Raw genomic sequence first — 19,172 nt, 5'->3', positions numbered from 1 at the left:
GCTCGGTCAGCCTTGCGGGCCTGGCAAACGCAAGGCCAGCAGCAGGTAACTCAGGCTTTTGCCGTGACGGTCAAGACCGCAACTGCGGTTCACCCCACCCTCCAGGGCGTCCTCAAGTACGAAATTCAATGCGTTCAGGTTCGGCAGCTCATAGCGATGCACCTTGGAGGGCTGGCGCGTCGCGAATTGCTCGGCCACCCGGGCGCAGGTCAGTTCCCGTAGCAGCCAGGGGTAGTGGGCAGGATCGTGGGGAAACAGGGCGATGCTGAGAATGTTGCCTTTGTCGCCAGCACGGGCATGGGCATAGTCAGCGAGGGTGACCAGGTTCATCAATACCACTCCAGGGTTGTGTGGATTTCATTTCGCGGCAGCAGGAAGCTGCGAGTGGTGACAGTCTCGGCGAGGTGCCGGCGCACGCCACCGCCGCCCGCGGGCCCGTTGGTATAGAGCGACTCAACCTCTGCCAGCAGCGCTTCCACCAGCAATCGGTCGGTGTGGGTCAAGCCGATGCGCACGCGCACATCCTCCAGGGAAGGCGCCTGGGCCAGTTGCTTTTGCAGATAACGACCGCCGTGGTCGTTGAAAAGGCTGGCAACCCCGGACAGGTCGATCCAGGGCTGTATTCCCGGTGCCAATTGGTCAAAACGTTGCAGCAGGATCTCCCGCGCCAGCGCGGCACGCGCCACGGCACCGGGACCTGCGTAGGAGATTTCCGCCTCGCCGAACCACAGGCCGCGCACCCCCGCCAGGCCCTTGAGCGTGTAGGGACGTGGATGACCAAGCAGGCCACTGATCTCGACACGGTCCCCACCCAAATCCTGGACGCGGGCCTGGCCCAGGTCCAGCACCACATCTGGCGTCAGATAGCGTCGAGGGTCATGTACTTCGTAGAGGAGTTGTTCCTTGACGGTCTGTTCGCTGACCCGGCCACCGCTGTTGCGAGTCTTGCCGATGATCAGGCGGCCGTCCTGGTGGACCTCGGCGATTGGGCAACCGAGATTGGCTGGGTCTGGAATGTCTTTCACCCCAGGATGGGCAAAGTAGCCGCCAGTAACCTGGGTGCAACATTCCAGCAGATGCCCGGCCGTGGTGGCGACGGCCATTTTCTGCCAATCGTCAGCCGCCCAACCCAGCCCATGGCGGATCGCCCCCACCGCCAGCGACGGATCCGCGACCCGGCCACACAGCACGATGCCGGCGCCCTCGGCCAACGCCTGGGCAATACCGTCGGCCCCGGTGTAGACGTTCACCGAAACGGGGTGCTCCAAGGGGGCCGATGACAACCATCGTTCGTAGCGGGGAGGCGTTTCTTCCAACAGGTCATCGCCCAGTACACAGGCGATTTTCAGCTCAGGGAAACGACCCGCCAACCCATGGCGCAGCCGTTGCGCCGCCGCCCGGGGATTAGCGGCGCCGCCGTTGGTGATGATCGGGATGCCGGCCTTGATGCACAGGTCGAGCATGGGTTCGAGGAAGTCGAACAGGCGGGCGGAGTAGCCTGTCTCTGGATCAAGTCGTTTGCGTAGCTGCGCCTCGGCCAGGGTCCGCTCAGCCAGTAGCTCCAGCATGATGTAGCGCTGGCCGCTGCGTTGCGCCAGGTCCTGGGCCAGGCGCAGGGCGGCGTCGGGTCGATCATTGGCGAAACCGGCGCCACACCCGACGAGAATTGTTTTTGTCATGTCCGAGTTCCACTGAAGGGTGGCTCCATAGTGAAGGGGCTGGATTATTCTTTGAATTTTAAAGATAGAATCAATTGATTCAGTAATTTTATGAGTGGGCCATGAACGTTTCTTTTCGTCAGCTTCGTGCCTTCATCCTGATCGCCGAGACGTCGAGCTTTACCCGCACGGCAGAACAACTGCACCTTTCCCAACCGGCGTTGAGCTACAGCATTCGCAAATTGGAAGAGAGCATGGGCTTGCAATTGCTCGCGCGTAACACCCGCAGCGTCGAACTGACGCCCGCCGGTGAGCACTTCCTGCCCCAGGCCCGGCGCATGCTCCGGGACATGGACGATGCCGTGCGCGATGCTCGTGACACCCTCAACCTGAGCCGGGGTACGCTCCGGCTGGCGGCCCTGCCTACCGCCGCCGCGTCGTTCCTGCCGATCGCCATTGCTGCTTTCCAGCGTGAGAACCCGGGCGTGACGGTGAGCTTGCTGGATGGCCGTGCGGGGGAAATCATGGGCTGGGTGCAGCGAGGCGAGGTGGACGCCGGCATCAGTTCGCTGCCTGACGATCTTTCCGGATTGAGTTTCGAGCGACTGCTGGATGACAACCTTGTGCTATTGAGCCACAAGGATCACCTGCGCGAAGCCCTGGACGACTGGAAGCGGCAGCCCTACATCGCGCTTACGCCCGACACCAGCATCCGTCCCCTGGCTGACGCTGCGTTGCGCTATCTGAACGTCGATGCGGTTCCGGCGTGGGAGGTCGCGCACATGAGCACCGCCACGGCGTTGGTGCGCGAAGGATTGGGATTCTCCCTGCTGCCGGCCAGTTGCACGGCCGTGTTCAACATTGGCGAGCAGTGCACGGTTACTGCCATCGACCAGCCGGCGAAACGCTCGATCGGCCTGTTGCAGCGCAAGCCGGTGGCCCCATCACCTTCGTTGAGCCAGTTCATGGGGCATGTGCGGCAGGTGCTGCGGCAGGATGAGGTCAGCCATGGGCGCTGAGCTGGCTATCGCGAGCAAGCTCGCTCCCACAGGGGGAGCGCGTGGGACACGCTATTGATGAACACCGCCAATCCCCTTTGGGAGCGGGCTCGCTCGCGAAAACGGTTGTTCAGCTTGCATCGATGTTGAATATGCCACCGCCTTCGCGAGCAAGCCCGCTCCCACATTGGCGGGTGGTGGAACTTGAGCGCATGACCGCCATAAATCCCCTGTGGGAGCGAGCCTGCTCGCGAAAACGGTGGTTCAGACTGCATCGATGTTGAATATGCCGCCGCCTTCGCGAGCAGGCTCGCTCCCACACTGGCTGGCGCTGGGACTTGATCGCATGGCCGCCATAAATCCCCTGTGCGAGCCTGCTCGCGAAAACGGTTGTTCAGCTTGCATCGATGTTGAATATGCCACCGCCTTCGCGAGCAGGCTCGCCCCCACACTGGCGGGTGGTGGAACTTGAGCGCATGACCGCCATAAATCCCCTGTGGGAGCGAGCCTGCTTCGCGAAAACGGTGGTTCAGACTGCATCGATGTTGAATATGCCGCCGCCTTCGCGAGCAAGCCCGCTCCCACATTGGCGGGTGGTGGAACTTGAGCGCATGACCGCCATAAATCCCCTGTGGGAGCGAGCCTGCTCGCGAAAACGGTTGTTCAGTTTGCATCGATGTTGAATATGCCACCGCCTTCGCGAGCAGGCTCGCTCCCACATTGGCGGGTGGTGGAACTTGAGCGCATGACCGCCATAAATCCCCTGTGGGAGCGAGCCTGCTCGCGAAAACGGTGGTTCAGACTGCATCGATGTTGAATATGCCGCCGCCTTCGCGAGCAGGCTCGCTCCCACACTGGCTGGCGCTGGGACTTGATCGCATGGCCGCCAAAAAATCCCACTGTGGAAGCGAGCTTGCTCGCGATGGCACCGCTACTGCGGCGTGCCAAACATCGCCGTCCAATAGATCCCCGCATCGCTTTTCGGATCGGTCGCATACCCGGCGCCCAATTCGCGGAACTGCGGGTTCATCAGGTTGGCGCAGTGCCCTGGGCTGGCCAGCCAGCCATCCACCACCTTGAGCGCGGTGTCTTGTCCGGCGGCAATGTTCTCGCCGATCAATTGGCCCAGGTAGCCGGCCAGTTCGGCGCGGTCGCCGGGCGTGCGGTTGTCGCGGTCTTTGTGGTCGAAGAAATTGTTGTTGGCCATGGCCCGGGTGTGCGTGACGGCGGCCAGGGCCAGGGTGGCGTTCCAGCCCAGCGGCGTGGTGGCGGCGAAGGCTTCGGTGCCGCAGCGACGCGGCTGGGCGCGGGCGCTGTTGATCAGCTTCAGCAGTTTCTGGCCCTCCGCTTGCCAATCACCCAGGCGCGCTGACAGCAACGGGCGCGCCAGCACGATGCGCCATTCGCGATCCAGGCGGCTGACGCCGATGTCGACGAACTGTGGGTCGAGCACCACCTGGCAGAAGCTTTCCTGCACGGCTTTCATGGCCGATTGCGCATCCCGCGGCCCGGACAGGCTGATGGCTTGCACGTTGACCATGGGATAGGCCGCCCGCGCCAGCGCCTGTTGCAGGTCGCCGATGCCATTGGCCGACAGGATCAGCCGGGAGTCCATCGCCAGCGGCGGCAGCTCCAACGAGGCCTGGCCGGCACAGCTTTGGGATTGGCTGCGGTAAAGGTTGATGGACTCGACCAGTTGCGTCTCTTCGGTGGCCGTGGCGCTGGTGGTGAACGCCAGGCCCAGCGACAGCACGACAAGACCCATGACGGATGAAATGGCACGCATGTAAATCTCCCTTGAGCGGACGGCGCCTATGATGCGCAATTTTTGCCCCGCCGGGGCAACGGTATTCACGCTCTCTTGAAATCCCTTGGAACGGTACCGTTGGGCACCGTTCGGGACAATCCTCAAGTAGTGGGATCAGTTTTCAAGCGAATAAGTCCATTTCCGTCGTTTCAAGGCCATAAAAACCTCGATTATCAGCTCATCCAGTTACCCCCATCGACGTTATACGTCTGTGCCACCACGTATTCGCTCTCCGCCGAGGCCAGGAAAATCGCCATTCCGGTGAGGTCCTCGGCGGTGCCCATCCGGCCATAGGGTACTTGCTCCGCAACCTGGCGCTTCTTTTCCCCCAGCGGCAGGTTTTCGTGACGGGCGAACAGCGCGTCCACGCCATCCCAGTGCTCGCCATCCACCACGCCGGGGGCGATGGCGTTGACGTTGATCCGATGCTTGATCAGGTCCAGCCCGGCGGACTGGGTCAGGCTGATCACCGCGGCCTTGGTGGCGCAATAGATCGCCACCAGGGGCTCGCCACGCCGGCCGGCCTGGCTGGCCATGTTGATGATCCGGCCGCCATGGCCCTGGCGAATCATCTGCCGCGCCGCCGCCTGCAGCGTGAACAGCGTGCCGGCGACGTTGATGGAAAACAGCCGCTCGTAGCTTTGTCGGGGGATGTCGATGATGGGCGCCAGGTCGAACAGCGCGGCGTTGTTGATCAGGATATCCAGCTTGCCCGCCCGGGCCACCACGGCCTCGATGGCCTGGTCGATCGACGCCTGGTCGGTCACGTCCATTTTGACGGCGTAGGCGCAGCCGCCCAGTTCGATGGCGGTGGCCTGGGCTTGGTCAAGGTCGATATCAGCGATCGCCACGGTGGCGCCTTCGTTGATATAGGCCTGGGCGAATGCCTTGCCGATGCCACGGGCGGCGCCGGTCACCAGGGCACTTTTTCCTTCGAGTCGTTTCATGGGGTTTTCCTGTCAGTCTAGGGAGTAGGCGGTGCACACAGCCCTTGTGGCGAGGGAGCTTGCTCCCGCTCGACTGCGAAGCAGTCGTAAACCGGCGGGTGCGGTGTGTCTGATACGCCGCACTTGGCAGGTTTTGGGGCCGCTTTGCGGCCCAGCGGGAGCAAGCTCCCTCGCCACGGGTTTGCCGATTGCCTTAAGTGAACAGCATTGCGGTCATGGATAAGCCGATTACAGCAGCGCCCGTGGAGGAGGACAAACGCGGGGAGAATCGTGGGCTGATATTTTTTTAACGTCGCTGAACGTGACAGGCGCGGGTTAAAAAAGTACCAGCGGTCGGTCTGGCCGAGGCTGGCTAAGCGCTGCGCACTCGGCGTAAGGTGCCCGCTATAACGCTAAAAGAGGCGCGACATGCCTGATCACCGAACGCCCCTGTTCGAGCAGCGACCGGCCGAACTGGAAGTCATCCTGCCCGAACCCGAACACAGTTTTCGCTGGTACGAGCACGATTACCCGTACCCGCTGGCGCGCTGGAACCATCATCCTGAATTCGAGATCCACCTGATCCGCCAGGGCAGCGGCAAACTGTTGGCGGGCGACTACATCGGCCCGTTTGGCCCCGGTCATGTGGCGATGATCGGCCCGGATTTACCCCACGACTGGATGGGCGATCTGGCGTCGGGGGAATACTTGATCGGACGTGACGTGGTGTTGCAATTCGACGGCGCCACGCTGCTGACCTTGCGTCGCACCCTGCCTGAACTGGGGGATCTGCAGGGGCTGTTCGAACGAGCCCGCCGTGGGCTGGCCTTCGCAGGAGACACCGCACTGAGGGCTGCGCACCTGCTGGAAACCATCGGCCCGGCCCAGGGGCTGGCGCGATTGACGCTGTTCCTGGAGTTGCTCCACACCCTCAACCAGGCTCCCGGTGACGAGGTCCTGAGCCTGGCGAGCCCATGTTACGCACCGGCCCTCGATGCCCGCAGTTCCGAGCGTATCCACAAAGCCTTCGAGTACCTGCAAGCCGAACTCACCGGCGACCTGAGACTGTCGGTGATCGCCCGCCAATTGGACATGAGCGAGCCAGGCTTCTCGCGATTCTTCAAGCGCATCACCGGGCACGGTTTCATCGACCTGATGCGCAAGTTGCGGGTCCAGCGCGCCTGCCGTTTGTTGTTGCAAAGCGAAATGCCGGTGACCGACATCTGTTTTGAAGTGGGCTATAACAATCTGTCCAACTTCAACCGGCATTTCCGCATCGAAATGAACCAGACCCCCAGCGAGTATCGGCGGGGCGCTTTTCCCCTGTCTGACGGAGACTGTCATGTTGAACGTCGTTGAACAGCCAACCAGTGCATTGTTGCGCCAACGGATGGAGAGGGCCGGTTGCGCCTTCGAATTCCTGATACTCGCGCCTGAGTCGAATGAGGCGGTTGACGAGGCGCTCCATCGCCAGGCCGTGGATCTGTTGTTCCAGCAGATCAAGGCCATATGGCTGGAACGTCACCGCCAACTGACCCTCGATCCGCGCGATGCCGAGGTTGCGTCGCCCATCATGAGTTGGGATCTGGACAAGGCTGTCGCCAAGCCGCTGACCCACGAGGAGGTGACCCGACTCATGCGCACCGACGTGGGCGAACACAATCAGCAGCCCTACGCCTTGTACGCGGACTTCTGCGAACCGCCCTATGGCACCCGTTTCAGCGACGAAACGCCGCAAGCGCTGTTCAAGGCATGGCTCGATTTGCTCGGGCTCGAAGAAGGGATCGATGTCGTGGTGTTGAGTTGGGTCGACAACTTCAACTTCAACTGGACCGCCAGCGACGAACCCGATCCGGCCCGTGAGCCCTGGAGCGATTATTTCGACGATGGCCTGGAGTGGTGGGGCGTCTGGTGCCTGAGCATCTGGAACCCCAAGCGCCGCACGCTCGCTGTGCTGGCTGCAAGTACGACGGATTGATCAGCCTGAACACAGGCCTCGAAACCACCCGGAACCCATGTGGGAGCGAGCTTGCTCGCGAAAGCGTCAGCCCAGCCCACATCAACGCCACCTGACCCACCGCCATCGCGAGCAGGCTCGCTCCCACAGGAGATCTGGGGTGGATACAGATCGTGCGGCCACCCAGAAACCAGTGTGGGAGCGAGCTTGCTCGCGAAGGCGTCAGCACATTCGACATACATGCAAGCTGGCCCACCGCTTTCGCGAGCAAGCCCCCCACATTAGTTCGGTGTTTAGACTTGGACACCTTTCTGATGCTTCTTCAACCGATAGGCGAATTGCGCCCGGCTCAGCCCCAGCGAGCGTGCGGCCGCCGCCAGGTTTCCGCTGCTCAGTTGCAGGGCTTCGTTGATCAGCCGCGATTCCAGCCCGTCAATGGAGAAGTCCGCGTCCAGTTGGCTGAGTGACCGGAGCAGCGCCGGTTTTTCTGCCACGTCGTTGCCGACCAGGCCCATGGTCGAGAGGCCGCCGAGGTGGTCCACGGAGTACGCATCCACCGGCAATTGCTCATTGCGAAACAGGTGGACCAGATCGATCGCCTGACCCTCTTCGCTGGCGATCAGGCCGCGTTCGATGAGGTTCTGCAATTCCCGCACGTTGCCCGGAAAGTCATAGCGCAACAGCACCTTCAAGGCGCGCATGGTCAGCCCCATCGGCGTGCGGCCGTATTCCTGGCAGAAGCGCTTGAGAAAGGCATTGATCAGCAACGGTATGTCGTCGCGACGCTCGCGCAGGGGCGGCAGGGCGATGGGGTAGACGTTGAGCCGGTAGAACAGGTCTTCACGGAACGCGCCGTCCGCCACGGCCTTGCGCAGGTCGATGTTGGTGGCCGCCACGACTCGCACATCGACTTTGATGCCATGGCCGCCGCCAACCCGTTCGATTTCCCGCTCCTGCAAGGCGCGCAGCAGCTTGCTTTGCCCGGCCAGGCTCAGGCAGGTGATCTCGTCCAGGAACAACGTACCGCCATGGGCGCGTTCGAAACGTCCGGGGCGTGAATGGGTGGCGCCGGTGTAGGCACCGCGCTCGACGCCGAACAGTTCGGCCTCGATCAGGTTGTCGGGGATGGCCGCGCAGTTGAGGGCGATGAACGGACCGTCACGGCGGCGACTCAGTTGGTGCAACTGGCGGGCGAACATCTCCTTGCCGACGCCGGACTCGCCGCTGACCAGCACGGTGGCGGGGGTCAAGGCCACCCGTTGCAAGGCCTGGGTCGCGGCGTTGAAGGCGGCGCTGGCACCGATCAGCGGCTGTTCGCTGTCCGGCAGCGGGGCGGTTCCGGCGACGTTGTCGGACTGAGTATCGGCGCGCGGAACGACCGTCGTCGGTGATGCATTGAGGTAGTTCAGGTCCTGCTCGATGTCACCCCATTGCTCGGCAGTCTTGCCGACGACTCGGCAGCGTTCATGACCCATGCCCCGGCATTCCACTTCTCGAAAGACCACCAGTTGCCCGAACAGCCCGCTGACGAATCCGATGGCGTAGCCCAGTTCGGTCCAGCACACCGGATCCTGCCCGGTGCCATAGGCGGCGACATGCTCATCGGCCTCGCAGGAGTGATGCCAGAGAAATTCCCCTTCATAGAACCCCGAGTCGGCGTCGAATTTGAAATGCAGCGGCTCGACCTTGGTCATGCCTTCGAGGGTATGCAGGTGCGTGCCGGCGCGGAACACCGCCGCGGCATCGGCATGGGGCCAGCGTTCACGAATCAGCCGGGCGTCGCGGGCGCCGGACGAATAGCCGGTGCGGGTGAGCATGCCGCGGGCCTGCTCCAGCCCCTGGCGCTCGATGATTTCCCGGCGCAACGCACCGAAGGAGGAACTGTGCAGCAGCAACATGCGCTGGTCGTTGAGCCAGATACGGCCATCGTCGGGGGAGAAAAACAGGCACGCGGTGAGCTCTGCCGTGGTGGGCGAACTGCTGTCGCTCAGCTCTTTGCTGTCGCCCCGTGGATGGAAATGCTCGGTGGCGATCCGGTCCGGCAACTGGCAGTGGGGATTATTCATTGTTATGCCCCTGATGGCGGAGTGATCGAAATGATCACCTGGCGAGATAGTTATTAAGCATAACTTTATCAAATGAACAAGCGGCAGCTGGCCAACGGCCAGGATAGCGACGGCTCCCGCCCCGTCGTGTCCGGCGAAGAACCCTGGGCCAGAGCCCTGCGCCAGGTTTATCAAGGCCTGCGGGCAAAACCGGCACAGCGCTTGCTCAAGCACTTGCACGGCGTTTGCGTCGACACCGTCCAGGTGCGGCAAACGATGACAACAACAAAGAGCCGGGAGTGTTAAATGTCTGCATCCAAGAGCCACCTGTTGTCCCAGGTGATCGAGTCGGAATGTGTCTTCAACGGTGACTGGGTGCCTGCCTCGGGCCCGCTGCAAACGATCATCGAACCGGCCACCGGTGAGCGGCTGATGCGCTGTGCCACGGCCGACACCGCCGACATCGCCAAGGCCAGTCGCGACGCAGCCCTCGCTCAGCCGGCATGGGCGGCCCTGGGCCCGCGGCAACGGGCGGCGATCTTCCGCAAGGCCGCCGATGTAGCCGAGCAGTCCTTCGACGAACTGGCGTTGTACGTGGCCCGGGAGACCGGCGCTGCACTGTTCAAGGGACAGCACGAGGTACGCGAAGCCATCGTGCTGTTGCACCAGGCCGCCGGCCTGTTGTCCCAGGCCCATGGGGTGGTCTTGCCCAGCGAGGCGGGGCGCCTGTCCTATGCGCGGCGTCAGCCCCACGGCGTGGTCGGGGTAATTTCACCCTTCAACTTTCCCTTGGTGCTGTCCATGCGCTCTGTCGCGCCGGCCCTGGCGGCGGGCAACGCGGTGGTGCTCAAGCCGGATCCGCAGACCCCGGTGAGTGGCGGTTTCCTCATTGCCTGCTTGTTCGAGGCGGCGGGCCTGCCCAAGGGCTTGTTGCAAGTGTTGCCCGGCGCGGCGGATGCCGGTGAGGCGCTGTGCCGCGATCCTAACGTGCGCATGATCGCCTTCACCGGTTCCACCGGCGCCGGGCGCAAGGTCGCTGAAGTGGCCGGGCGCAACCTGAAGAAGGTCGCCCTGGAGTTGGGTGGCAAGAACCCGCTGATCATTCTCGAAGATGCCGACCTCGACCTCGCGGCCCGGAACGCGGCCTGGGGCGCCTGGCTGCACCAAGGGCAGATTTGCATGGCCACCGGCTTGATCCTCGCCCATGAATCCATCGCCGCCGAGCTGACCCGCAAACTGGTGGAAAAGGCCCAGGCCATGACGACTGGCAACGCTGCCCGGGAAGAAGCCGCGATGGGGCCGCTGATCAATCAGCGGCAGTTGCAACGGGTCCACGACATCGTCAGCGACACCGTGCTTGCCGGGGCTCGGCTGGAAGCGGGCGGCGACCACGATCGGCTGTTCTACGAGGCCACTGTGCTCAGCGGCGTGAAGCCGGGCATGCGTGCTTTCGACGAAGAGATCTTCGGGCCCGTGGCCACGGTGGTCAGCTTCGCCACCGACGACGAAGCCATCGAGTTGGCCAATCGCACCGAGTACGGCTTGGCCGCAGCGATCATTTCACCGTCGGTGGGCCGGGCCATGGCCATCGGTGAGCGGTTGCAGTGCGGCATGTTGCACATCAATGACCAGACCGTCGCCGATGAGTGCGTCAACCCGTTCGGCGGACGCGGCGCCTCGGGCAATGGCGGCAGTGTCGGCGGCCCGGCGGACTGGGACGAATACACCCAATGGCAGTGGGTCACGATCAAGGACACGGCGCCGGTCTACCCGTTCTGACCGGCCGTTTTTACCGGGCCCGATGAGCTGGGCCCGGCGAGTACACAACAATAAGAAGAGGACTCAACATGAAACTCGACAACAAGATTGTGCTGGTGACGGGTGTCTCGTCGGGTATCGGTGCTGCCACGGCGAGCTTGCTGCGTGCCCACGGCGCCCAGGTGATTGGCGTGGACCTCAAGGCGCCGCACATGACCCTGGACGGTTTTGTACAGGGCGACTTGAGCAGCGCCGAGAACATCGACCGCCTGCTGCCACAGCTGCCCGCACGGCTCGACAGCCTGTGCAACATTGCCGGTGTGCCGGGCACCGCCAATCCGCGACTGCTGGCGCGGGTCAACTACCTTGGGCTGCGCCACCTGAGCCGTGCGCTGCTGCCGCGTATCAGCGCTGGCGGCAGCATCGTCAATATCGCCTCGATCCTTGGCGCCGAATGGCCGCTGCGTCTGGAACAGCACAAGGCGCTGGCGCGCATCGAGGATTTTGCCGCCGCGCAAGCCTGGCTGGCCGACCACCCGGTGCCGGACCAGACCTGCTACCAGTACTTCAAGGAAGCCTTGATCGTCTGGAACTACCTGCAGGCCCAGCCCTGGTTCCTCGAGCATTCGGTGCGCATGAACAGTGTCGCCCCAGGCCCGGTGTTCACGCCCATCCTCGACGACTTCGTGAGCATGCTCGGCGAGGCGCGGACCCAGGCCGATGCCCACCGCATGAAACGTCCCGCCTACGCCGATGAGGTGGCGGCGGTGATCGCGTTCCTGTGTGCCGACGAGTCGCGCTGGATCAACGGCGTGAACCTGCCGGTCGATGGGGGATTGGCCTCCACCTACGTTTGAAATGCGCACCTGTGGAAAGCGGCGCAAGCCGCGACCTGAGCGTGTTGGCTGCCAAAGCCATGCCCAAAAATAACAATAATGAGAAGCGTCCATGGATAACGTCAAAGAGAGCTTTCGTTTCAAGCATTGCGCGCTGTTCCTGGCGTTATGCAGCACCGGTGTGATGGTCGATCGGGTCGAAGCCATGCAAATGGACCTGGGTGACTCCGACTGGAAACTGCGCTGGGACAACACCATCAAGTACAGCCAGGCCTGGCGCCTGCAAGGGCAGGACAGCCGCTTGGTCAACGCGCCGACCGCCAACGGCCTGTACCCCTCGATCCAGAGCCAGGGTGACAAGAACTTCAGTCGCGGCCTGGTCTCCAACCGCCTGGACCTGTTCTCCGAAATGGACCTCAGCCGGCAAAACTATGGCCTGCGAGTGAGCGGCGCGGCCTGGTACGACGATATCTACAACCAGGACACCGACAGCAGCGAGCAACCGCATTTCCTCAGCGAAACCCGCGAGCTCCACGGTCGCGACGCGGAAATTCTCGATGCCTTCGTGTTCGTGCGCGGTGATCTGGGTGAAGACTCCCAGGGCGTGGCGCGCCTGGGCCGCCACAGCCTGATCTACGGGGAGAGCCTATTTTACGGTGGCAACGGCATCGCCAATGCCCAGGGGCCGACCGACGTCGTCAAGTTGCTCAGCGTGCCGGGTACGCAGTTCAAGGAGATCCTGCGCCCGGTCAATCAGATCTCCGGGCAGTTGCAGATCAACCCGCAATTGTCCGTGGGCGCTTACTATCAGTTCGAGTGGGAGCGTTCCAACCTGCCCGGCGCCGGCAGCTACCTGAGCGACGTCGATGCCATCGGTTACGGCAGCGGTCCGCTGCGCGAAGTCTTTGGCAATGACACGGTGAATGACGGCGACCTGAAACCGCGCAATTCAGGGCAGGGCGGCATGCAGATCCGCTTCAAGCCGAGCGGCACCGAGCTGGAACTGGGTTTCTACGCGGCCCAGTATCACGATAAAGCGCCGATCGGGTTGTATGCCTACCTGGACGGTCCGGCGGCAGCGGCCAGCGGGTTGCCGATCCTGGGTTCCTATCGTCAGGTCTACGCCGAAGACATCAAGACGGCCGGCGTCAGTTTCTCCACCGCCTATGGCCCGTTCAACTTTGCCGGTGAAACGTCGTTGCGCTGGAACGCGCCGTTGGTGAGCAACCTGCAAGTGGTGGCCCCCGGCGTGGAAGCCGATGGTGGCGACAATGAGCTGTTCGCCAGGGGCAAGACCGCCCACGCCAACCTGTCGGCGATTTACCTGTTATCGCCCAATGCGTTCTGGGACGGCGGCTCGGCCCTGGCCGAACTGGCCTGGAACCGCACCCTGAGCGTGACCAAGAACCCGGCCGCCCTGGATTCCAACACCACTCGCGATGCCACGGCGCTGCGCGTGCTGCTGGAGCCCGCGTACTTTCAGATTATCGACGGGATCGACCTGACGGTGCCGATCGGCATGGGGATCGTGCTCGATGGGCGCTCATCGGCCGTCAACAAATCCGGCTTCGGCAACACCCATTCCGGTGACTGGAGTGTCGGGCTCAAAGCCACCTACCTGCAACGCTGGGACGTCGGCCTCAATTACGTGAACTTCTTCGGTGCCCCGAAAGCCGGGCTGCGCGAGGACGGCAATTTCAGTTACGGACAGTCGTTGGCCGACCGCGACTTCGTCTCGCTCTACGTGAAAACCTCATTCTAATAAGGTGGATTCGCCATGCAGAACACAGCTTTCCTGAACACCTGCGTCCTGACCCTGGCCCTCGCCGGCATGGGGCTGGCGCAGGCGGCGGTATCGCCTGAACAGGCCGCCCGTTTGAAAACCGATCTGACCCCCCTGGGCGGCGAGCGTGCCGGCAACGCCGATGGCAGCATCCCGGCATGGCAGGGCGGTTACACCCAGGTCACGCCCGGCTATAAACCGGGCGACAAGCGCGCCGATCCGTTCGCCAGCGAGAAACCGCTGTATTCGATCAAGGCCGCGAACATGGAGCAGTACGCTGGCGAATTGGCCGAAGGCACCAAGTTGCTGCTGAAAAAGTACCCGGACTACCGCCTGGACGTGTACCCGACCCATCGCTCGGCTGCCGCGCCGCAATGGGTCTATGACAACACCAGCAAGAACGCCACCCGCGCCACGCTGGACGTGGACAGTGAGAAGGTCTCCAGTGCGTACGGCGGCATCCCGTTCCCGATCCCGGAAAACGGTGCGCAGGTGCTGTGGAATTATCGGCTGTCCTGGCAGGGCGGTGACACCATCAGCTCGCCATTCGATACCTGGCTGATGACCGCCGGTGGCAAGAAAGTCCAGGCGACCCGGGCCCAATACACCTACCAGTTTCCCTACTACGTCGAAGGCGGCAGCCTGGAAAACTATTCGGGCAAGTACCTGCTGGGCAAGCTGTTCACCGAGCTGCCGTCGTCCAAGGCCGGCGAAGGCCTGATGACCCATTGGGACCTGGACCCGGCCAATCGGGCGGCCTGGCAGTACCTGGTTGGTCAGCGCCGGGTTCGTCGGGCGCCGAACATTGCCTATGACACGCCGGACTTCGTGACCTCCGGCGTCGGCTTGTTCGACGAAGCGTTCATGCTGTTCGGGCCGACCGATCGTTATGACCTCAAGCTGGTGGGCAAGAAAGAGCTGATCGTCGCCTACAACAATAACCGCGCTGCGCTGGCCAAGAGCGACGACCTGGTCAAGGCGAACTTCCTGAACCCCGATCTGGTGCGTTGGGAGAAACATCGGGTCTGGGTGGTCGAGGCCACGCTCAAATCTGGTAAGCGCCATGTCGTGCCACGTCGCACTTACTACGTCGATGAGGACTCCTGGCAGATCCTGATGGCCGACGGTTATGACGCCCAGGGCAAGCTCGGCCGGCAGATGTATTCGCTGACGCTGCTGGCACCGGACCTCCCGGCCCTGACCGCCCAGGTCATGTGGGGCAGCTACAACCTCGACACGGGGGCCTACTTCCTCAACTCATCAAGCAACGACCTGACGGTTCAGTACCAGAAAGTCGCGAAGCCTTCGGCGTCCTATTTCACCCCGGATGCCATGGCCAACGAAAACATGCGTTGAACCGGTGGCGGCCGTGGCGAGGAGGCGGTTCGTCGCGGTCGCTTACGATTTTCCAGGCGGAATAACGATATGAACGTTGAAAAAATCTTTGCGCGCCGCGGTCCGTTATGGGGGGCTTGCGCCTTGTTCGGATGCCTGTTGGCGAGCGTGCCCTGGGTCGTACAGGCCACGACCCTGGCGGTGCTGCAGCAACCGGCACTGCCGACGGCCAAGGCGCCGCGCGCGGTCTTGCTCGGGCTGGGCCGGGCCGGCGAACGCCTGGTGGCAGTGGGCGAGCGCGGGATCGTGCTGCTTTCCGATGACGCAGGCGTGAGTTGGCGCCAGGCCAAGGTGCCGGTCAGCGTCAGCCTGACGGCAGTGCAGTTCGTCGATGCCGAGCAGGGCTGGGCGGTCGGTCATCTGGGCGTGGTGCTGCGCACCCAGGACGGCGGCGAAACCTGGCAAAAACAACTCGACGGCGAGCGTGCCATCGCCCTGGCGGTGCAAGTCGCTGAGCGCGATGCCAACCAACCTGGCGGTGCCAGCCACTTGGCGCAGGCACGGCACATGCTCGATGACGGGCCGGACAAGCCGTTTCTTGACCTGTACTTCAGCGACCGTCTGCACGGCTACGTCGTGGGCGCCTACAACCAGATCTACCGCACCGACGATGGCGGGCGAAGCTGGCAACCGTGGATGCAGCATGTGGACAATCCCCAGGGCTTGAACCTGTATGGCATCCGTGCCTTGGGCAAGGATTTGCTGCTGGTGGGGGAGCGCGGCCTGTTGTTGCGTTCGACCGATGCCGGGCAGTCATTCCAGGCCTTGAAGTCGCCTTATGAAGGCAGCTTTTTCGGCCTGCTCGGCACCCGCGATGGGGCCCTGATTGTCTATGGCTTGCGCGGCAACGCCTGGTGGTCCGATGACCGTGGCGGCAGTTGGCGACGTCTGGAAACCGGCATCGAATCAACCTTGGCAAGCGCCCTCGAACTGCGCGACGGCGGCCTGCTGTTGGCCAGCCAGAGTGGCGAGCTTCTCTTCAGTCATGACCAGGGACGCAGCTTCGACAAACGTCAGAGTCGCAGTGGCGGGACCGTCGCTGCCGTGCAACAGGCGGTCGATGGCAGCCTGGCCAGCGTCGGCTTGAGCGGCGTGGCCGCTGACCAGGATCCGCGCGCCTCGGGTAAACCTTGAAACTTCACGGTGTAGCGCTATCGGGCCACGGCTCGTGCAACAGGAGTCAAACTTGAAAGACGACAGAACCCAAACCGTGATCGGCCGCCAGGAAGACTTCGACCGGGCGTCGGGCAACTTCGCCGAGCGGGCGATCTTCAACCATCGTCCGGTGGTGGTCCTGCTGTGCCTGCTGGTGACCTTGGTGCTTGGTTGGCAAGCCACCCGCATCGGCATCAATGCCAGCTACGAGAAGACCATTCCCACCGGGCATCCCTATGTCGCCAATTTCCTCGAGAACCGCAGCGAGTTGAGCGGCCTGGGCAACTCGCTGCGCATTGCGGTGGAGGTCAAGCAGGGGAGTATTTTCACCAAGGACTATCTCGACACCCTGGCCAAGCTCAACGACGAGCTTTATCTGTTGCCGGGCGTCGACCGTCCCTACATGAAGTCGCTATGGACCCCGACCACGCGCTGGACCGCCGTGACCGAAGAAGGTCTGGACGGCGGCACGGTGATCCCCGACGACTACGACGGCTCGGCCGCCAGCATCGAGCAGGTGCGGACCAACGTGGGCCGCTCCGGGGAAGTCGGGCAATTGGTCGCGGGCAACTTCAAGTCCAGCGTGATCTTCGTGCCGTTGCTGGAAATCAATCCGCAGACGGGCAAGGCGCTGGATTACGGCGAATTCTCCCGGCAACTGGAGGCGCTACGGGACAAGTACCAGACCGACGACCTGCGGATTCACATCACCGGCTTTACCAAAATCGTCGGCGACCTGATCGAGGGGATGACCCAAGTCCTGCTGTTCTTCGTGGTGGCGGTCCTGGTGACGGTGCTGGTGCTGTTCGGCTACACCCGTTGCGCGCGCAGCACCCTGGTGGTGGTGACGTGTTCACTGGCCGCGGTGCTTTGGCAACTGGGACTGCTTGCCTTGCTCGGTTATGAGTTGGACCCGTACTCGGCACTGGTGCCGTTCCTGGTCTTCGCCATCGGTATGAGCCATGGCGCGCAGAAGATGAACGGCATCATGCAGGACATCGGCCGTGGCACTCACCGGGTGGTCGCCGCGCGTTATACCTTCCGCCGGCTGTTCGCTGCCGGGATCACCGCGTTGCTCTGTGATGCGGTCGGTTTTGCGGTGTTGCTGCTGATCAACATCCGGGTGATCCAGGACCTGGCGATCACCGCCAGCCTCGGTGTGGCGGTGCTGATTTTCACCAACCTTATTTTGCTGCCGATCCTGCTCAGCTACATCGGCGTCAGCCCGGCAGCGGCGCAACGCAGCTTGAGTGCGGAAACCCATGAGCAACAGGCGCAGATCAAGCATCCGCTGTGGCGCGTGCTCGATCTGTTCACCCAACGGCGCTGGGCCATGGGCGCCATGCTGGTTGGCTTGCTGTTGGCCGCGTTTGGTTTTGCCGTGAGCCTGCACCTGAAAATCGGCGACCTGGACCCCGGCGCTCCGGAGCTGCGGGCCGACTCGCGCTACAACCGCGATGCGCTGTTCATGACGCAAAACTACGCGGCCAGCTCGGACATCTTCGTGGTCATGATCAAGACGCCGGAGGATCAGTGCACCCGTTACGCCAGCCTGTCCGCGGTAGACGCGCTGGCCTGGCAACTGGAGCAATTGCCCGGTGTGGAGTCGACCACCTCGATGGCGGCACTGAGCAAGATCGCCACAGCCGGTTATAACGAAGGCAACTTCAAATGGTATGAACTGATCCCCAACGACGGCGCGCTGGGTGCCGTGCAAACCCGCGCACCGCGGGAGTTGTTCAACCAGGGGTGTTCGATGCTGTCGTTGTACGTCTACCTGGCCGACCACAAGGCAGACACCTTGAACCGGGTGGTGGAGGCCAGCGAGCGATTCATTGCCGGGCATCAGATGCCGGAGGTCAAGTTCATGCTGGCGGCCGGCAGCGCGGGGATCGAAGCGGCGACCAATATCGTGGTGAAGAAGTCCATGCGCGAGATGCTGTTCTGGGTCTACGGTGCGGTCAGCCTGCTGTGTTTACTGACCTTCCGCAGCTGGCGGGCGACCCTGTGCGCGATGCTGCCGCTGATGCTCACCTCGATCCTGTGCGAGGCGCTGATGGTGGGGCTGGGCATGGGGGTGAAAGTCGCGACATTGCCGGTCATTGCCTTGGGCGTGGGCATTGGCGTCGATTATGCGCTCTATGTGTTGAGCGTGATCCTGGTGCGGATGCGTGCTGGCGACACCTTGGCCCAGGCGTATTACCAGGCGCTGCTGTTTACCGGAAAAGTGGTGTTGCTGACGGGCATGACATTGGCGGTGGCGGTGTCGACCTGGGCGTTTTCACCGATCAAGTTTCAGGCTGACATGGGGGTGTTGCTGGCCTTTATGTTCCTGGTGAACATGCTTGGGGCCTTGATTCTGCTGCCGGCCTTGGCTTGGTTACTGTTGCCGCAGAGGGTGTTTGTAAAAAAGCCTGTGCTTAGTCGGCGGGAGCGGTGGGTTCGGGGGTGATGTTTTCTCAGGGTGAATATCCGTTATTTGGGTAACGGCTACTTAGGGTTCCGCCGGTATGACTCACCCACATAGGTTACAAATCAGTTCACGCACATAGGTAACAGTTTTTAACTGGCAGGGTCGGTTTTCGAGGATCTGACCATGCCATGGCCCAGCGCGGCTATCCCGGCATCCATGCCGGGATGCCCACTGCGCAATACCTGCGCTCGGCCAGCGTGGTTAACGGGGCCTCAAGATCAAAAGCCAAGCCGAGGCGGCCTTAAAGCCGACCTGGCTCTCCCGCTCGTACACCCATCAGATCTGTGGGAGCAAAGCTTGCTCGCGATAGCGGTGGTTCAGTCACATGAATGTTGTGCTGGCTGGCCTCTTCGCGAGCAGGCTCGCTCCCACAGTGGTTTC

At 62.8% G+C, this 19,172-nt stretch carries 15 protein-coding genes; 10 read left to right on the top strand and 5 right to left on the bottom strand.

What is annotated here, in order from left to right; all coding sequences use genetic code 11:
• Positions 1-6: 6 nt before the first annotated feature.
• Together M1D99_RS17545 and M1D99_RS17540 are read right to left on the bottom strand one after the other, a co-directional pair.
• The gene (locus M1D99_RS17545) at positions 7-330 is read right to left on the bottom strand and encodes an AtuA-related protein (RefSeq protein ID WP_003201468.1); all 324 of its coding nucleotides are present in this window, start codon (positions 328-330) and stop codon (positions 7-9) included.
• Positions 330-1,679 (bottom strand): acyclic terpene utilization AtuA family protein, encoded by a 1,350-nt coding sequence (locus M1D99_RS17540; protein ID WP_458130510.1) that lies wholly within the window; start codon positions 1,677-1,679, stop codon positions 330-332. The genes M1D99_RS17545 and M1D99_RS17540 overlap by 1 nt, the downstream gene beginning before the upstream one ends.
• Before the next feature lie 101 nt (positions 1,680-1,780).
• On the opposite strand from M1D99_RS17540, the gene M1D99_RS17535 reads away from it, so the two are divergent.
• Entirely contained in the window at positions 1,781-2,677 is an 897-nt protein-coding gene (locus tag M1D99_RS17535; RefSeq protein ID WP_434570697.1) for a LysR family transcriptional regulator, read from the top strand.
• Between the two features lie 910 nt (positions 2,678-3,587).
• On the opposite strand, the gene M1D99_RS17530 is transcribed toward M1D99_RS17535, so the two are convergent.
• Both M1D99_RS17530 and M1D99_RS17525 read right to left on the bottom strand, forming a co-directional pair.
• On the bottom strand, positions 3,588-4,442 hold the full coding sequence (locus M1D99_RS17530; protein ID WP_434570696.1) for a CAP domain-containing protein: 855 nt from the start codon (positions 4,440-4,442) through the stop codon (positions 3,588-3,590).
• 194 nt (positions 4,443-4,636) lie between these two features.
• Complete coding sequence (locus M1D99_RS17525) at positions 4,637-5,410, bottom strand: L-iditol 2-dehydrogenase (protein ID WP_434570694.1); 774 nt, start codon at positions 5,408-5,410, stop codon at positions 4,637-4,639.
• 408 nt (positions 5,411-5,818) lie between these two features.
• On the opposite strand from M1D99_RS17525, the gene M1D99_RS17520 reads away from it, so the two are divergent.
• Both M1D99_RS17520 and M1D99_RS17515 read left to right on the top strand, forming a co-directional pair.
• Positions 5,819-6,748 (top strand): cupin domain-containing protein, encoded by a 930-nt coding sequence (locus tag M1D99_RS17520; RefSeq protein WP_434570692.1) that lies wholly within the window; start codon positions 5,819-5,821, stop codon positions 6,746-6,748.
• Positions 6,732-7,367 (top strand): hypothetical protein, encoded by a 636-nt coding sequence (locus M1D99_RS17515; RefSeq protein WP_458130509.1) that lies wholly within the window; start codon positions 6,732-6,734, stop codon positions 7,365-7,367. The genes M1D99_RS17520 and M1D99_RS17515 overlap by 17 nt, the downstream gene beginning before the upstream one ends.
• Before the next feature lie 272 nt (positions 7,368-7,639).
• On the opposite strand, the gene M1D99_RS17510 is transcribed toward M1D99_RS17515, so the two are convergent.
• The gene (locus tag M1D99_RS17510; protein ID WP_458130508.1) at positions 7,640-9,412 is read right to left on the bottom strand and encodes a sigma 54-interacting transcriptional regulator; all 1,773 of its coding nucleotides are present in this window, start codon (positions 9,410-9,412) and stop codon (positions 7,640-7,642) included.
• Positions 9,413-9,484: 72 nt separating this feature from the next.
• Here M1D99_RS17510 and M1D99_RS17505 point away from each other — a divergent pair, with 72 nt between their 5' ends.
• The 7 genes from M1D99_RS17505 (at position 9,485) to M1D99_RS17475 (ending at position 18,770) form a co-directional block, all read left to right on the top strand.
• Complete coding sequence (locus M1D99_RS17505; protein WP_434570686.1) at positions 9,485-9,697, top strand: hypothetical protein; 213 nt, start codon at positions 9,485-9,487, stop codon at positions 9,695-9,697.
• Positions 9,698-11,170 carry a benzaldehyde dehydrogenase gene (locus M1D99_RS17500; RefSeq protein ID WP_186707632.1) on the top strand — a complete coding sequence of 491 codons (1,473 nt, stop codon included), beginning with the start codon at positions 9,698-9,700 and terminating at the stop codon, positions 11,168-11,170.
• A 68-nt stretch (positions 11,171-11,238) separates the two neighbouring features.
• A complete protein-coding gene (locus M1D99_RS17495) occupies positions 11,239-12,006 on the top strand; it encodes a coniferyl-alcohol dehydrogenase (protein ID WP_458130507.1) in 768 nt (255 codons plus the stop codon).
• Between the two features lie 91 nt (positions 12,007-12,097).
• Positions 12,098-13,747, top strand: coding sequence for a DUF1302 domain-containing protein (locus tag M1D99_RS17490; protein ID WP_458130506.1), 1,650 nt, complete (start codon positions 12,098-12,100; stop codon positions 13,745-13,747).
• Between the two features lie 15 nt (positions 13,748-13,762).
• Positions 13,763-15,124, top strand: coding sequence for a DUF1329 domain-containing protein (locus M1D99_RS17485; RefSeq protein WP_186707635.1), 1,362 nt, complete (start codon positions 13,763-13,765; stop codon positions 15,122-15,124).
• A gap of 69 nt (positions 15,125-15,193) precedes the next feature.
• Positions 15,194-16,297 (top strand): WD40/YVTN/BNR-like repeat-containing protein, encoded by a 1,104-nt coding sequence (locus M1D99_RS17480; protein WP_458130505.1) that lies wholly within the window; start codon positions 15,194-15,196, stop codon positions 16,295-16,297.
• A gap of 52 nt (positions 16,298-16,349) precedes the next feature.
• Positions 16,350-18,770, top strand: coding sequence for an efflux RND transporter permease subunit (locus M1D99_RS17475; RefSeq protein ID WP_458130504.1), 2,421 nt, complete (start codon positions 16,350-16,352; stop codon positions 18,768-18,770).
• Positions 18,771-19,172 lie beyond the last annotated feature (402 nt).

It is taken from the genome of Pseudomonas sp. R3-41 (assembly GCF_054161485.1).
The sequence above is the reverse complement of the archived record's forward strand: the minus strand, read 5'-3'. Positions and strand labels throughout refer to the sequence as shown.

What these genes read in the sequence shown, in the direction of transcription:
- M1D99_RS17525 (WP_434570694.1), bottom strand. Translation starts at nt 5,410, where the DNA reads ATGAAACGACTCGAAGGAAAAAGTGCCCTGGTGACCGGCGCCGCCCGT.
- M1D99_RS17485 (WP_186707635.1), top strand. Translation starts at nt 13,763, where the DNA reads ATGCAGAACACAGCTTTCCTGAACACCTGCGTCCTGACCCTGGCCCTC.
- M1D99_RS17545 (WP_003201468.1), bottom strand. Translation starts at nt 330, where the DNA reads ATGAACCTGGTCACCCTCGCTGACTATGCCCATGCCCGTGCTGGCGAC.
- M1D99_RS17530 (WP_434570696.1), bottom strand. Translation starts at nt 4,442, where the DNA reads ATGCGTGCCATTTCATCCGTCATGGGTCTTGTCGTGCTGTCGCTGGGC.
- M1D99_RS17480 (WP_458130505.1), top strand. Translation starts at nt 15,194, where the DNA reads ATGAACGTTGAAAAAATCTTTGCGCGCCGCGGTCCGTTATGGGGGGCT.
- M1D99_RS17515 (WP_458130509.1), top strand. Translation starts at nt 6,732, where the DNA reads ATGTTGAACGTCGTTGAACAGCCAACCAGTGCATTGTTGCGCCAACGG.
- M1D99_RS17490 (WP_458130506.1), top strand. Translation starts at nt 12,098, where the DNA reads ATGGATAACGTCAAAGAGAGCTTTCGTTTCAAGCATTGCGCGCTGTTC.
- M1D99_RS17520 (WP_434570692.1), top strand. Translation starts at nt 5,819, where the DNA reads ATGCCTGATCACCGAACGCCCCTGTTCGAGCAGCGACCGGCCGAACTG.
- M1D99_RS17540 (WP_458130510.1), bottom strand. Translation starts at nt 1,679, where the DNA reads ATGACAAAAACAATTCTCGTCGGGTGTGGCGCCGGTTTCGCCAATGAT.
- M1D99_RS17535 (WP_434570697.1), top strand. Translation starts at nt 1,781, where the DNA reads ATGAACGTTTCTTTTCGTCAGCTTCGTGCCTTCATCCTGATCGCCGAG.
- M1D99_RS17495 (WP_458130507.1), top strand. Translation starts at nt 11,239, where the DNA reads ATGAAACTCGACAACAAGATTGTGCTGGTGACGGGTGTCTCGTCGGGT.
- M1D99_RS17505 (WP_434570686.1), top strand. Translation starts at nt 9,485, where the DNA reads ATGAACAAGCGGCAGCTGGCCAACGGCCAGGATAGCGACGGCTCCCGC.
- M1D99_RS17510 (WP_458130508.1), bottom strand. Translation starts at nt 9,412, where the DNA reads ATGAATAATCCCCACTGCCAGTTGCCGGACCGGATCGCCACCGAGCAT.
- M1D99_RS17500 (WP_186707632.1), top strand. Translation starts at nt 9,698, where the DNA reads ATGTCTGCATCCAAGAGCCACCTGTTGTCCCAGGTGATCGAGTCGGAA.